Here is a 13,563-nt window from a genome sequence, read left to right as displayed (position 1 = left end):
TTCGCGGCTTTTCCTATTTTCCTTTTACTTTAGAAGTGGAAGTCATTCCACCTGAAAGAATAAATTTCATTGCTTCCTCGGGTTTAACATCGATAATCTCTACTTGCTCCTTCGGAATTAAGAAAGTAAATCCGGCAACTTGAAAGGTTTGTGGAACATAAACAGCTACATGGTCCTTAAGCGGGCTGTAAAAATCCTCCAACTGTTCCGAAGTTATAAACCCCATACTTCTCATTTCCGTTCCAGGAATGACAATAAGCGCCACTTTTGAAAAAGACTTTTTCTCCCCCAAAAAGGATTGAACCGTATCTTTAATGACTGAGTAAATGGTTTTGACAATAGGAATTTTTTCAAGCCATTTATCAATCAGTTTAATAATGCTTCCTGTTACAAATTTTGTAGATAACCAGCCTAACAGCGTAATTAATACAATGGTTGTTAGCAAGCCAAACCCAGGAATATAATCTTCCTTTAAATAAGGCCTTAAGGTGTTACCTAACAGTCCATCGAGGAACAAAAACGTTTTGTAAATAACAAAGATTACAAGAATAATGGGAACAATGGTCAAAATACCGTTAACAAAGCTCTTCAAGAGAGTTTTCATTTTATCACCTACAATTTCATCATTGATTCTCATAATATAGGCGAATGCACAGACAGGTCAAGTACCTATTACATAAAGTAAGAGTGTTAACAGATAAAAACCTTAAGGAGTGAATATGTATGCATTATGGGCATGGTTTTGGTCAAGATTGCTGTGGCTACGGTTTTCCACAAGTTGGTGGGGTTGGTTATGGTTCGGGCACTTTCGTATTAATCGTGGTGTTGTTTATTCTTTTAATCATCATCGGTGCTAGCTACTGCTGAACCCAAAAGACTCAGGCATAAGTCCTGAGTCTTTTTTTTGTTATTTTCAAAAAAAGAGCAAAACACGAACAATGTGGTTTTTATTTTACAAATAGTTCGTTTTTATTGTTGACTGAAAGAAAAATCTCTGATATATTTACCAAGGGTTAAGTAAATACATACGTCTTGGAGGTTTTGGACAATGGAAAATAGATATGATGTAATAGTAGTGGGTGCAGGCCCAGCGGGGATTTTTACCTGTTATGAACTTACACTAAAAATGCCGAACGCAAAGGTGCTGTTAGTGGATAAAGGGCATGATATTTATCGGAGAAATTGTCCAATTTTAGAAAATAAAATTGAGAAATGTCCTCCAGCAGCGGGCAAGAAGGAGTATGCAGGATGTTTACCAGCTTGCTCGATTACTAGCGGCTTCGGCGGTGCAGGTGCATATTCGGATGGAAAGTTTAATATCACGAGTGAATTTGGCGGTTGGATGACGGATTATCTTCCAGATTCTCAAGTTGTCGATTTGATTAATTATGTAGATGAAATTAATTTAAAGCATGGTGCAACAGATAGTATTACCGATCCACTTACAGATAAAGTTAAAGATATCGAACGCCGCGCCTTTGCAGCTGGATTAAAATTGTTACGTGCTCAAGTTCGCCACCTAGGAACAGAGCAAAACTTGAAAATTATGAAAAGTATCTATGAATACTTAAATGATAAAATTGAAATGTCATATAAAACAGAAGTCCAGGATTTAATTACTGAAAGGACTCCTGATGGACATGTCGTTAAGGGAATCAAGCTGAAAGGTGATAAGGACATTTATGCAGAAAAGGTCGTTATCACTCCAGGTCGTGATGGTTCAAAATGGCTGACTGAGATTCTTAAGTCACGCCGCCTGAAAATGACAAGCAATCAAGTAGATATCGGCGTTCGTGTAGAGACGTCTGACATCGTTATGAAGGAGATCAATGACAATTTGTATGAAGGGAAATTTATCTTCAATACATCCGTTGGAACACGAGTCCGGACGTTTTGCAGCAATCCTTCCGGACATGTGGTCGTTGAAAATCACTCAGGTATCATGCTTGCCAATGGGCATGCTTATAAGGATCCAAAGCTTGGAAGTCCAAATACCAACTTCGCATTGCTTGTATCCCATACATTCTCCGAGCCTTTTGACAAGCCAAACGAATATGCGCACGAGGTATCACGACTTGCGAACTCCCTATCAAATGGCGGCTTAATCGTGCAAAAGTATGGAGATATATTAAAGGGACGTCGTTCAACGGATAGAAGAATAAAAGAAGGATTCATCGAGCCAACCCTTAAAGAGGCGGTTCCAGGGGACCTTGGACTAGTTCTTCCATATAATACCCTTAAGAGTTTAATTGAGATGACCGAGGCGTTAAATCAAATTACGCCAGGATTGGCTTCAGAACACACATTATTCTACGGAGTGGAAGCGAAATTCTATTCTGCACGACCAAAGCTCAATGACCGTTTTGAATCAGAAATCAGCGGTTTGTATGTCGGCGGCGACGGCGCTGGAATAACCCGCGGTCTAGCCCAAGCAAGTGCATGCGGCGTCTGGATAGCAAGAGATATCATCCAAAAAGCAACAACTGAACGCAAAAAAGAAGTAGTCATGTCCTAAACCCGCTAAATTAGCGGGTTTGTTTTGTTTTTGAGCTAGTTACAGAAGGGTTAATCTGCGATAAATAGGTATATCTGCGTTAATTGATTTATTTCTGCGATAAACAGAATATATCTGCGTAAATTCAAATATATCTGCGTTAAACGAATTATATCTGCGTAACTGTTTTCACCAAGGAACTGTCTCCGGAAAATAATATCGACCCTTGTTCGTTCCAGTGGTATTGAGATTTGTAGAACGTAGTATTCTTCCGGAAGTATCAGGTGAGGTTATTTGAGCAAAATCCCGAAATTGCTTGTTTGTTATTTTCATATTGAAAAGTAAAAAATAATCCATTAATGCGAGAATGTGAGCATCATATGAATACTCTTTGCATGAGGGGCAGAACCACTGCTTTTTATTACGGGTAATCGGCAGGTTAAAACACTTAGGGCAATGAACACCTGTTAATATATCGGTTAATTTAATTTCATATTGTTTCAAAATAGAGTTTGTTGGTGGAGTGTTTAATTTTAGAAGCAGTCTGCTTAGTTTTCGGAGATCTTTGTTTGTTATGATACTTTCAGTATGGATTTTTTCAATTTGAGGTACTCTTTTGTGAAAGCTGTGAGATTTACAAATACGTTCTCTTACTTCGGGGCTGGTTCCTTTAAATACAAGTACAGCATTTGAGTTATTGATTACAATCAGATAATCAACTGGGACAGGAGGAAAATTATTTTCAGCTAACAGTTTTTTTATGTAAGATTGATGTCTTTGAACCTGAGTAACCGGATCCGGATAGCCTTTAATTTTATCACCAACCTTTTGATAAAACTGATCATTTATGGAATCGAATGTTAATTCTCCAGTCATATTTTTGACTTCGATAATGAGGGCTAATTGCGGAGAAATGAGAAGATTATCAATTTGGTAGCTGTTATTGCCGTCGGAGAAATTTATATCGTGGAATATGATGAACTTACTTCCGAGGAGTTGTTCGAGTTGTGTGTCTAGGTATTCTTCACTTTGATAACCGGCTTCTCTTCTTGATAATTCCTCCTTAATTTGTACTCGTTTTGGATGATTCTTGGAGAGTCGTCGTAGTAAAGATCTCAAAATCAATATTTTTAAGGGAATCGACCTTAATTTTCCTATCAAACTCATCATTCCTTTCAGTTTTATAAGTTATTTCGTTAAAAGAAATCGATTTCCCTGCAAAATCAATAGAAATTTATCGAATATTGTCAGTTTTGTGTCTGGAATTAAATAGACGATACATGTGAAAATATTATATCTGCGTAAATCTCAATATATCTGTGATAAATCAAATATATCTGCGTAAATTCAATTATATCTGCGTTAAATGGATTATATCTGCGTTGCCTCTGATTCCATGAAAATTAACACAAAAAGACAGGGAGATTACCCCTGTTTTTTAACCAATCGTAACTTTTTCTTTTGGATAATGAATTTTCTCCTGACCAGTATCCTTGCCTCTTAGGATCAGTAGGCAGGTTACAATCCCCAATCGTCCGATAAACATTAATAAGATAATCAGGATTTTCCCAAATGTCGTTAAAATCGGTGTTAAACCCATCGACAATCCATTCGTTCCAAACGCCGACGTAACTTCAAAGATTACTTGAATCAAAGTTCCTTTTTCCGTAATAGACAGGATTAATATCGAGGTTAAACAGAGCATGGCAGCTGTGGAGATCACGATAAAGGATTTAAGCACATCCTCAGTATTCAGTTCTCGTCTAAATACTTTAATGGAACCTTTTCCTCGTGCATAAAAGAAAATCGCTAACAATACAATTGCAAACGTTGTCGTTCGAATTCCACCGCTGGCGCTGCTCGGTGAACCGCCGATAAACATTAATACCGACATAAAGAGCTGATTACTTGGTGTGAAATCATTCAAATCCATCGTTGCCAACCCTGCACTTTTGGTAGTGGCAGAATTAAATAAGGAATAGAAAAACGTTTCATGCCAAGATTTATCGGCAAAAAAGTGATAACTATCAAGCAAATAAATCATAATGCCGCCTGCAATAGTGAGGATGACAAATGTTGCAGTGGTTAATTTCGTAAATAGGGTGAAATGGTATCTTTTCTTACTTTTTAGACTTAGAAAATATTCATAAACCTCAACAATAACTGGGAAACCAATGGCTCCGATAATCATCAATAAAATGATGATCGTTTGAACAAAGTAATCATCCCTAAAAGGGATTAATGAACCTCCGGTAATATCAAATCCTGCATTTGTCGTGGCACTAATGGAGCCGAAAAATCCATGTTTAAAAGCAGATAACGGGCTGTCAAAGTATTTCAAGAAGCGTAATCCTAAAATAATCCCACCGATAATTTCAAATGAAATGATGATGATAAAAATCCTTTTTGCCAGCTGTACCAAACCTGATAAGTTGGATTGATTTTGGTCAACCATGATCAGCTGGCGTTCTTTTAACCCTACTTTTTTACCAATCATAATCCATAGGAAGGTGCTAAGAGACATTACACCTAATCCACCTAATTGGAGGATGATACACAATAGAAATATTCCAAAGTTATTAAAGGTATCTTTTATCGAGATGACACTTAGACCTGTTACGCTGACGGCACTTGCGGAGGTAAAAAGGGCATCAATGAAACTAAGTGATGCATTTTCACGATGTGCCCATGGTATTAACAAAAGTAGGGTTGAAATGATTAATGCAGATAAGTAAAAAATTACAATTAATTGAATTGTCGATAATTCTCTCTTTTTAGATATTCGTTTATTCGATTTATTCATTTAATCCATCCTTATGTAAATCTAAGTGTTATTCTATATTAACCGCCCTCAAAAGTAAAAGATAGTTTTCCTACTAGAATTTTCTGACATTTTTATATATGCTAGTGTTAGAAGGACAAAGGATGCCTGGGGGACTATAGATATGATCACAAAGCTAAAATCCTTATATGACCAAAGAGAATACTATCAAGCTTTAGAAATCATAAATCAAGAGATACTTGTGTTAAAATCGCTGCGCTACTCTGAATTAAAACAAGAGCTTAACAGAATAAAGTCTGCCGAAGAATTTCAAGTATTGATTCGGTTGACAGACCATTTTTTGATGTATCAATATAGTTCTTTTATAGCTCGTTACGCTTACCGCCGTTTCCCTTCGGTTTTAACAATTTCTTGGTATTGTGAGGAGCTTCTTGATAATGGAAAGCTGTTAGAAGCAGATGAGCTTATTTCCGCCGCAATTGCCGAAAATCAAGAGGATATTCAGGGTTGTGAAGAATTAGAACGGCTTTATTTTTGTAAGATTCGTTGTTTGTTAGAAATGAAGCTATTTAAGAAAGCAGAAGAGTTTCTGGAAAAGGTGAAGGAATCTTCCCGCCCTCTGCATGACAAAATTGGATACGTATTTATGCAAACCGGGAATAGGGAGAAAGCGGAGAAGTACTTTCAACAAGGCCTTAACGATTTTGAAAAAGGACGGATTTGTTATTTGCTCCTGGCCGATTTAAAAGCATCAAATGGACAGATTGAAGAGGCTTTAGCGCTTATCGAACAAGGGGAAAAACTCTACCCTGAAACACCTTCCTTCCTATTAGAAAAAATAAGACGTTACCGTGATCTCGGCAAAATGGAAGAAATGCTTGAATTGATAGAGGAATTGAATGAAAGAATAGCTGAGCATGCCTATCAAAAATATTTTCGCCATTTAACCAATTTCGCATACTACCAATTAGGAGAATTTGAACTCATAAGAAACGAAGATAAGGGGGAGAAATCCCTTTTTATAGTAAAAAATGAACAGGGTGAATTAATTAAACTTACTATCAAGCCCATTATTCAAAAAAGCAATTATTGTGTTCCAGCAAGCTTAGAGATGATTCTGACCTATTTTGGAAAAGACATTACCCAGGATGAAATTGCCACTCATATTTTTGATTTTACTGGTTCGAAGCTGTCGACGACCGTTGATTATCTTGAAGAAAACGGATACGAATGCCGATATTTTGTGGGTAAAAAAGACCTTTATCAAGAATTATTGAAAAAGAATATTCCGATACTGTTAAGTGTTGATTTCGAGCATTCTTCCCATGTTCAAGTGATGACAGGATATGACAGTGTGTTTGATTTTTATCATATACAAGATCCTAACCTATTGGAAACGATGTATTTAGCTGCAGATGATCTCGAAAAGGCAAATGCGTCAACGAGTTATATGTCCATCGTATGTGTTCCAAAGGAAAGAGCAGATGAAATTTCCTTTTTATCAAAAGAAGAGGATGATTATTTCCGCAGATTGCATGATTTAGGCGAAAAGCTGGAGGAGGATGAAGAAAAGTACAAAGAGACTTTTTTAGAATTCTTAAAGGCTACTATTGATGTCCCATATTCACCCATTTATGTGATAAAGCATTTTTCTTTTGAGGAATATAGTGATTTCATTCTTCAATGTGCTGAAAAACTGTTGCAGTCTTATCCAAATAATGACTTTATGAATCTGCATGTGGCCCAAGCCTATATGCGTCTCCAAAGAATGGAGCAGGCTAGAGAGCAGCTTAACCATACGGCACGGACAACCTTCTCTCCGCTTTATCATTTTCTAAATGGAAGAATTGCTCTTTACTTTGACGAAATGAAAGAAGCGATTGGCTACTTTCGGAATTCCCTGCAGCTTGATCCGGACCAATACTACACATGGAGCTATCTTGGACTATCCTATCTTTTTTCAAATGATGTTAAGAAGGCAGAGTATTTCTCTTCTATTAGTATGGAACTTGCACCGAAAGAAAGATTTGTCACTCTCAATCATGCAGCTGTGTTAATTGAAAAGCAGGAGTACGCAAAGGCACGGGGGATTTATGATCAGCTGATTCGGGAAATACCGAAGGATGGTCATGCGTGGTATGAACGAGCACGTCTTGATCAGAAACTGGGGAAACTAAGAAAGGCTTTGCGCGGTTATTTAATGGCGATCAATTTAGAGGACAATATTCCGTTTGCTGTCCTTGCAGCTGCAGACCTATATGAATACGAGCTGGAGAAGCCTGAAAAAGCAGAAGGAATTTTACAATTAGGGATAAATACCGCTGTTTCTGCTCAGCTCTTGGTACGTCTCGGAGATTTCTATCGTGAACATGAGGAAATCGAAAAGTCTAGGGACTGTTATCAAAGATGTATCGATTTATTTCCAGATGAAGGTTTTTCCTATATTGGGTTGGCAGAAATCCTAGCCAGTCAGGAAAATAAGGAAAAGGCAATTGAATTTCTTAAGGCCCATGCAGCCAGATTTGATAAGGATAGTGAATACTTGATTAATAGTGGAAGTATGATGGCTGAATGGGCGATAAAGGAAGATAATAATCAGTTAGTAGAAGTATCATTAGAGCTTATAGAGCGTGGAATCAACCATATTCACTCCAATTTCAATGAGGCTATAGAGCATTATGTGAAAATAGCCGGAGAGACATCGTTCATTAACAGAGCAATTGATTTTCTAAAACAAAAGTTCACAAATAATTCTAAGGTGATAGAGTTCAAATGCTATGAGGGAACGTTGTTCGAGGAAAAACAGCAATTCTCTCAGGCTTTGGATTGTTATAACACTGCTATTCAGGTAAGTAAAGATTCTTTTCCTTATTATCGATTGGGGGAAGTATACTTTAAGCTTGGAATGTATGAGCTGGCAGCAAATGCGTATTTAACGAGCATAAGTATTGACCCTGCAATTGAGCCTGCCTATTTGCGGCTTGCTGAAATAGCAGCATTCAAGGAAAATCATGAAGAAGAAGCTAAACATCTACTAGATCTGCTGGAATTTGCTCCGTTAAGTGTAAATATAGAGTATTTAGTTTCTATTTTAGCTGAAGAGAAACTGAGAAACTTACTGGGAACACTTCAAGCACTGTCTAATGGAAAGAATGAAATATGGAGGCTTGATGCGGAAGCCTATGTATATGGCGCACTAGGTGAAACGCAGCTTGAACAAGAGAAGGTAACTGCTGCTCTTAAGGTAAAACCAGACTTTTCGGAACTGCTTCTTCATCAGGCTAAGATTTTTATTAAAGCAAAAAAGTGGAAGAAAGCTCGGTCTATTCTTACATTGCTATTAAAAAATAGCCCCAAAAATGTGGAGATATATCGAACACTCATTATCTACAGTGCTGCTGCAAATAAATGGTCAAGGCTCCCGAATTTCTTGACAAAACTTGAGGGGAAAAGTGAGGATAAAAGCACGAGGTTTTTATTAGCTGCAGAGGCGGGGAAACAGTTCATCTTAGATATGACTTGGAGTGGAAAAGAGGAAGGGAATGCGTTTGGTCGTTTTGTCACGAAATTAAAAAACCACACAAAGCAAATTTATCTTTTTGGTTCTATCATCGAGCTGTATGAGATGGCGATTAGATTGGATAAAAATAATTTATCAGCAGTAAGTCATTTTGCTAAACTTTATGAGGAGTTTGAACTAGCTGAGGATGCCATAAAAATTTTACAAAAGGCTCTGAAGAAACAGTGGGATGAACGACTTGCCTATCAGCTAGGAATGAATTATTTGAATGAGGAAGATTATTTTTCAGCACTGCCGCTGTTTGAACGTCAATTAAACAATGATCGGGAGGATTCCCATCTCCGCTATTTGGTTGCATTGTGTCATTGTGAAATGGGAGAAACCCGCGTGGCAGAAGAAATGATGATGAGGATTATCGAGGAAAATCCTTTTGAACAAGACGTCTATTTACGATTAGGACGTCTGTTGAATGAACAGGGCAGACATTTAGGGGCTGAGGATGTCCTTGAAAAAGGAATGGAATACCATCCATACGATGATGATATCAAAGAAGAGCTTCTCCTAACTAAGAAGCAATTAGAAAAATCAATAGTACTAACTAACTAAACAGATACGCAATACGTGTCTGTTTTTTTCTTTATATGAATATAAGATGAAAGTATTAAAAACTCCACTCATACAATGAACTAAAAGGGGATGTGGTTTGGTGGTGGAACGTACGTATTTAATTAAACCATTACTCGATGAATCCTTGCCGATGATTGATTATGGTAAAGGGATTTATTTGTATGATAAGGAAGGAAAAAAATACCTTGATGGCGCATCAGGCGCTGTTACTGCCAACATTGGACATGGGGTCCCTGAAATTATTGAAGCGATGCAGGAACAGGCGAAAAAAGTCTCTTTCGTGTATCGCTCGCAATTTACAAGTGAAAGTGCAGAGAAACTCGCAGAGAAAATCGCAGCATTAACACCGGCTGACTTAAATTGGTGCTTCTTTGTTAATAGCGGTTCTGAAGCGGTAGAAACCGCAATGAAAATGGCCATCCAATATTGGCAGGAGAAAGGCATACAAACGAAAACGAAGGTGCTGTCAAGGTGGGTCAGCTACCATGGAATTACGTTAGGTGCGCTTTCATTGTCCGGCCACACGGGCAGGAGAGCACGATTTGTTCCGCTGCTCGAGGATTTTCCAGTCATTAATCCCCCTTATTGTTATCGTTGTCCCTATAACCTTGAAGCCCCTTCCTGCGGCTATCTCTGCGCACAGGAATTAGAAATTGCGATTAAACGAATTGGTGCCAATCATATTGCGGCCTTTATTGCAGAACCTGTCATTGGTGCAGCGGGCGGAGCAATTGCACCACCAGTGGACTATTTTAAGACCATCAAAAAAATCTGTGAAGACCATGACATCCTTTTTATTGCAGACGAGGTGATGACTGGTTTTGGGCGAACAGGATCGATGCTTGCTATGGAGCAATATGGGGTTATTCCTGATATTGTGGCTTTAGGAAAAGGAATGGGGGCAGGCTACGCCCCCATTGCGGCTGCACTTGCAAGTGAAAAGGTGATTGAGCCCATTTTAGCGGGGACAAAAGTAGTGATGAGCGGACATACCTTAAGTGCCAACCCGCAATCCTGCGCAGTGTCACTAGCGGTACTAGAATATTTGGAAAAAAATCAGATTGTCAGTGAAGTAGAGTCTAAGGGAGATTACTTAAAAAATATGCTTTTAAATTTAAAAAATCAGTATTCCTTTATCGGAGACATTCGCGGTAAAGGCTTAATGCTCGGAATCGAATTTGTCGAGGACATCAAAACTAAAGTACCTTTTCCTAGGGAGGCTCTCGTTACCCAAAAGCTAATCTCCCTTGCTAAGGAAAAAGGACTGCTCGTTTATCCGGCAGGTTCTGGTATTGATGGTGTCAACGGTGACGCCATAATCATCTCTCCGCCATTAACCATTACTAAAAATGAAATAGAAGAATTGGTTTCACTCATGCAAGCAACCTTCGATGCTTTTACTCAGCAAATGAAATCGGGTGGTGTATAAATGGAAAATCCATTTGGAAAGATTACAACCTTAGAGGAGGTTTTAAAGCTCTTTTTTAACGAGATGACGTTAATGTTTGGTGGTTTTGGCGGTGTTGGAACTCCGCCAACTCTGATTGATGCTATCCTTGAAAAAGGGGTAGAAAAGTTGACTCTAATTGGAAATGATACAGGGTTTCCTCACATCGGCATTGGAAAATTAGTTAGTCAGGAAAGAGCAATAAAGGTGATTGCTTCTCATATTGGTTCCAACCCCATTGCCGGAAAACTCATGCATGAAGGAAAACTAGAGGTGGAGTTTTCACCGCAAGGAATTTTAGCAGAAAGGATTCGTGCTGGAGGAGTCGGTCTTCCTGCAATTCTAAGTGATATTGGAATGGATAATGAGCTCGTATCAAAAAACAAACCCCATTTTTTCCTCAACGGAAAGGACTACTTAATTGAAACAGCTCTAACCGCAGATGTATCAATACTATATGCAAAAAAAGCAGACCCCTATGGAAATTTAATTTATGACAAAAGTGCCCGAAATACAAATCCGCTTGTCGCAATGGCAGGGGATATCACGATTGCAGAGGTAGAGGAGATAGTTCCGCTTGGAAGCCTCAATCCTGATGAAATTATTACCCCTGGAGTTTTCGTCGATCACATTATCCCTTCGAAGGGAGTGAACTGGAAATGGGCTTGGGAATAGACTTTCGCAACACAATAGCAAGAAGAGCAGCAGAAGAAATCACGAATGGAATGGTTGTTAACCTGGGTATTGGTATCCCCTCCCTCGTTCCCAATCATTTACCAAAGGATACGATGGTGATGTTCCATGCTGAAAATGGGATTACTGGTATGGGACCAAGCCCAGAAAAAGGAATGGAAGATGAGAATTTATGTAATGCTGGAGGTTTTCCGGTAACTTTGAACCAAGGTGGTTCTTATTGTGATAGTGCGATATCTTTTGGAATGATTCGCCGAGGCCGTGTTGATATCACGATTTTGGGTTCCCTCCAGGTTAGCCAGCAAGGAGATTTGGCTAATTGGATTGTTCCAGGAAAAAAAGTTCCTGGTATGGGCGGTGCGATGGAATTAGCTCAAAAAGCAAGAAAAGTGATTGTATTAATGAATCATTGTGATAAAGCGGGAAATCCGAAAATTATGACAACCTGCACATTACCACTGACCTCTAAATCCTGCGTTGATATGATCATTACCGAATTAGCTGTTTTCAGGGTGACTCCTGAAGGGTTATTGCTAACAGAACTTTTTCCGCCCTATGACTTACAAGAGGTCGTAAATAAAACAGAATGTGAGTTCAGAATTAGTGAAGTTGTCCGCAAAATTTCCTATTAGTTTCACCCATCCTTAAAAAGAAGGAGTGAACGTGTTGACCAATTATGAAGAATCCATCAAACAGTGGTTGAAGGACAATCGTGCCAGAGGGACGAGGTTCTTACAAATACTTGTCCAAGAAAATAGTACAAGGGGAAACGAAAGTAGTGCTCAGGCTGTCATTATTGAAAAATGCCGGCAGTTAGGATTGAATCTCGATATCTGGGAAATTGATAGAAATGAGCTCATCCAGCATGAGTCGTTCTGCTGTGATCGGGAAAGCTTTGAAGGAAATCCAAATGTAGTCGCAGTGTTAAAAGGGACTGGCGGCGGAAAGTCTATCATTCTTAATGGACATATCGATGTGGTTCCGGTTGGGGATGAGAAGAACTGGGAGCATGACCCGTTTAGCGGGCATATTGAATGTGGGAAGCTTTATGGACGCGGAAGTACGGATATGAAGGGCGGAACTGCTGCTTTGATTATGGCGATTGAGGCAATCATTTCCACCGGAATTAAGCTTAAAGGGGATGTTATTTTTCAAAGTGTAATAGAAGAAGAAAGCGGCGGTGCCGGTACACTGGCTGCGGTTCTAAGAGGATATCGTGCTGACGGTGCTATTATCCCGGAACCAACAGGTATGAAAATTTTTCCGAAGCAGCAAGGCTCCATGTGGTTTAGAGTGACCGTGAAGGGCAGGGCCGCACATGGCGGAACGAGATATGAAGGAGTAAGCGCCATCGAAAAGGCAGTATTGGTCATCCGGAAACTGCAGCAATTAGAAAAAAATCGAAATATTAAAATCACAGATCCGCTATTTAACAAAATTCCGATTCCAATCCCGATTAATATTGGAAAAATAAATAGTGGTGAATGGCCGTCATCTGTTCCTGATTTAGCTGTAATTGAAGGGAGAATGGGCGTATCCCCTGAAGAAACGATATCAGCGGCACAAGGGGAAATGGCTGCGGTGTTAAATGAACTCAATGAACAAGACGAGTGGTTCCAAAAGAATCCCCTTGAGATTGAATGGTTTGGGGGGAGATGGCTTCCAGGTAACCTTGAAGTCGATCATCCATTAATGAAGACACTTTCTGAGAGCTTTGTGGAAATTAAGGGAGAACAACCGGTTATTGAAGCAAGTCCTTGGGGGACGGATGGTGGAATTCTATCAAATGTCGGAAATACTCCTGTAGTTGTTTTCGGGCCGGGGATAACAGCAACGGCACATGACGCGAATGAACATATCCAGTTGGAAGATCTGTTTGCTGCAAGTAAGATTATTGCTCTAACTCTATTAAAGTGGTGTGAAATCAGTGATTAGACATCCCTCCTAAAACAGAATTAGCAAAGTTTGGTACAATATTATTAAGAATTTTATAGCATTTG

General features: G+C 39.0%; 10 protein-coding genes. 7 read left to right on the top strand and 3 right to left on the bottom strand.

Features of this window, described 5'->3' with window-relative positions; genetic code table 11:
- Positions 1-13: 13 nt before the first annotated feature.
- Positions 14-604, bottom strand: a complete 591-nt coding sequence (locus MLOOGBEN_RS15740) for a DUF502 domain-containing protein (protein ID WP_179159206.1) — start codon at positions 602-604, stop codon at positions 14-16.
- A 119-nt stretch (positions 605-723) separates the two neighbouring features.
- Between MLOOGBEN_RS15740 and MLOOGBEN_RS15735 the strand changes: the two genes are divergently transcribed.
- Together MLOOGBEN_RS15735 and MLOOGBEN_RS15730 are read left to right on the top strand one after the other, a co-directional pair.
- The gene (locus MLOOGBEN_RS15735) at positions 724-867 is read left to right on the top strand and encodes a YjcZ family sporulation protein (protein WP_179159205.1); all 144 of its coding nucleotides are present in this window, start codon (positions 724-726) and stop codon (positions 865-867) included.
- 181 nt (positions 868-1,048) lie between these two features.
- Positions 1,049-2,515 carry an NAD(P)/FAD-dependent oxidoreductase gene (locus MLOOGBEN_RS15730; protein WP_179159204.1) on the top strand — a complete coding sequence of 489 codons (1,467 nt, stop codon included), beginning with the start codon at positions 1,049-1,051 and terminating at the stop codon, positions 2,513-2,515.
- A gap of 168 nt (positions 2,516-2,683) precedes the next feature.
- On the opposite strand, the gene MLOOGBEN_RS15725 is transcribed toward MLOOGBEN_RS15730, so the two are convergent.
- Together MLOOGBEN_RS15725 and MLOOGBEN_RS15720 are read right to left on the bottom strand one after the other, a co-directional pair.
- On the bottom strand, positions 2,684-3,613 hold the full coding sequence (locus MLOOGBEN_RS15725) for an NERD domain-containing protein (protein ID WP_218781206.1): 930 nt from the start codon (positions 3,611-3,613) through the stop codon (positions 2,684-2,686).
- Positions 3,614-3,932: 319 nt separating this feature from the next.
- Positions 3,933-5,297, bottom strand: a complete 1,365-nt coding sequence (locus MLOOGBEN_RS15720) for a TrkH family potassium uptake protein (RefSeq protein WP_179159202.1) — start codon at positions 5,295-5,297, stop codon at positions 3,933-3,935.
- A gap of 142 nt (positions 5,298-5,439) precedes the next feature.
- On the opposite strand from MLOOGBEN_RS15720, the gene MLOOGBEN_RS15715 reads away from it, so the two are divergent.
- The 5 genes from MLOOGBEN_RS15715 (at position 5,440) to MLOOGBEN_RS15695 (ending at position 13,498) form a co-directional block, all read left to right on the top strand.
- Positions 5,440-9,402, top strand: coding sequence for a tetratricopeptide repeat protein (locus MLOOGBEN_RS15715; RefSeq protein WP_179159201.1), 3,963 nt, complete (start codon positions 5,440-5,442; stop codon positions 9,400-9,402).
- A 103-nt stretch (positions 9,403-9,505) separates the two neighbouring features.
- The gene (locus MLOOGBEN_RS15710) at positions 9,506-10,852 is read left to right on the top strand and encodes an aspartate aminotransferase family protein (RefSeq protein ID WP_179159296.1); all 1,347 of its coding nucleotides are present in this window, start codon (positions 9,506-9,508) and stop codon (positions 10,850-10,852) included.
- Positions 10,853-11,545 carry a CoA transferase subunit A gene (locus MLOOGBEN_RS15705; protein ID WP_179159200.1) on the top strand — a complete coding sequence of 231 codons (693 nt, stop codon included), beginning with the start codon at positions 10,853-10,855 and terminating at the stop codon, positions 11,543-11,545. It begins immediately after the preceding gene.
- Positions 11,530-12,195, top strand: a complete 666-nt coding sequence (locus MLOOGBEN_RS15700) for a 3-oxoacid CoA-transferase subunit B (protein WP_179159199.1) — start codon at positions 11,530-11,532, stop codon at positions 12,193-12,195. Before MLOOGBEN_RS15705 ends, MLOOGBEN_RS15700 begins: the two co-directional genes overlap by 16 nt.
- A 34-nt stretch (positions 12,196-12,229) precedes the next feature.
- Positions 12,230-13,498 carry a peptidase gene (locus MLOOGBEN_RS15695; protein ID WP_179159198.1) on the top strand — a complete coding sequence of 423 codons (1,269 nt, stop codon included), beginning with the start codon at positions 12,230-12,232 and terminating at the stop codon, positions 13,496-13,498.
- The last annotated feature ends 65 nt before the right edge of the window (positions 13,499-13,563 follow it).

Origin of the sequence: Bacillus sp. EB106-08-02-XG196, from assembly GCF_013396335.1 — a bacterium.
Taxonomy (GTDB): Bacteria; Bacillota; Bacilli; order Bacillales; family Cytobacillaceae; genus Neobacillus.
The sequence above is the reverse complement of the archived record's forward strand: the minus strand, read 5'-3'. Positions and strand labels throughout refer to the sequence as shown.